Annotated in this window: 1 protein-coding gene; it reads right to left on the bottom strand. The window is 41.5% G+C overall.

The window, feature by feature from the left end:
* Nucleotides 1–1,549, bottom strand: a 1,549-nt coding sequence (locus tag A9587_RS24095; RefSeq protein WP_236942438.1) for an autotransporter outer membrane beta-barrel domain-containing protein, incomplete at its 3' end; no start/stop codon positions are given.
* Nucleotides 1,550–1,818 lie beyond the last annotated feature (269 nt).

The following is a 1,818-nucleotide window of genomic DNA, read 5'->3' as shown; positions in this document are numbered from 1 at the left end:
GGATGACGGGCAGTTCCGGTGGGGTATACGGTCCTGCGGGAATTTCACTGGTTAAAAACCAGTTCTGGTTGTCGCTTTTTACCACGTTGTAGTCATAGGGACCGGCAACAATACGACCTTCTTTACTGAAAACGCCCTCTGACAGGCCGTCAACCTCCACAATTTTTATCCCTTCCAGAGTATCCGCGCCCAGACCGCCCGCATTGTTGACCATGACGCGGGTACTACCGGAAGTATCACCTTTTACGATGAGTTTATCCGTTACGGAATTATCATCGCCTAATACCGTATGCATGACTAACAAACCATCATTGGCAGTATAGTTACCGTTAATGGTCAGTGTGGTCGGCGTGAACTCGTGGCCATTTTCATATGCAGACAATGTTGCTGTTCCAGCCAGTGCCAGCGTTTTTAACGTTTGTGAATAACCGTTTAAATCGAGATCTCCACCGCTGTCGACAATATAATCGGAGTTGGGGCTGAAGGTATCTACTTTACCAGCGCGTAGGCTGCCTTTAGTTATATAGGTATCACCAGTATAGATATTCGAGCCGGATAATGTGGTTGTTCCGGAACCTACCTGGTTAACCTGGCCTTTACCGTCTATGTATGAGGTCAGAACAAAATCAGCGTTGGTGTGATTAAAGTTTAATATTGAAGTGGTTGACGCATTTGTCCCCCCTAAATAAATTCGGGGTGTATTAATTGAACCAGCAGGCTGCGCAGCCTCACCTTGCGCACCTCCAATATTTAACATTCCTGTTCCGTTAGAGGAGACACCAACCCAGATATATGAATTCGCATTGATTACACCATCGTTGCTGACAGTGAGAATTCCGGTAGTATCAGAAACGGAAGATGTATTATATCCGCCAAGAAGTATATATGGAGCATTTACTGTTGAATTTTTGTCGGCAACCAGAACTTCTCCATAGCTACTCTGGTTAGCTGACAGAGAAGAATGGGCGTCAACATACCCAATATTCATTTGAGTCAGGGAAGTGAGTGTTCCGCCATTAGTAACAGATACTTTCCCTGTTCCCTGATCGCCAACAATAGCAATTTTAGAGGTGACTGATGAGCTTTCCCCATCAATAACCAACGTCCCCCTGGCATCACCATAAAACTCACCAACTCTTATTGATTGCAGGCCACTTATCTTACTACCTTCTAACACATATAACGTACCGGAGCCTTCGTTAGTGCCTAAAAAAATATTAGAGGAAGGTGTGTCGAACTGCCAGTTGGTATGGTTTGTTAAAGTGATGGAGCCTTCAGCATTATTACCAATGCTGGCTGCTGAAGTGGTAAGTGAAAGATTATCAATGAGTAATGAACCATTAGAGTCTTCACCTACTTTCAATGAGTTAAAATGCTCCCATCCGGGATCGTAGCCTTCTGACGCAATGAGTTTTATCTCTTCATTATTATTAATGACAACATTACTATCTGAATTTACAGGTGGGGTGATAGCCAAGGATACTGGCGTAAATAATATGGTATAAATGGCTATCGCCCGTGTCGATAAGCTTTTTTTTTCTGATTTCATATCACTCACTTTTATCCTTAAAAATTAAATGGCGAAATGCTTTTTTATTGCACATCTTTTCTTCCTGAAACCTTGCAAGGCGTAAGTATGCAATTCTCTAAATAAGAATATCTGTAACAGAGGCTGCAATAAATATATTAAAGTGTTAGTTATTTATTGCATTGATAGCTTTTTGTGGTTTGTCATCGATGTCAATATGTTAACATGGTATTTCTGAAAAAAATAATAATAAATCGTCTTAAGAACTATAAAGGTGCAATAAGTAAAGC

This window comes from Escherichia sp. MOD1-EC6162, from assembly GCF_002965125.1.
In the GTDB taxonomy this organism is placed as follows: Bacteria; Pseudomonadota; Gammaproteobacteria; order Enterobacterales; family Enterobacteriaceae; genus Escherichia; species Escherichia marmotae.
The sequence above is the reverse complement of the archived record's forward strand: the minus strand, read 5'-3'. Positions and strand labels throughout refer to the sequence as shown.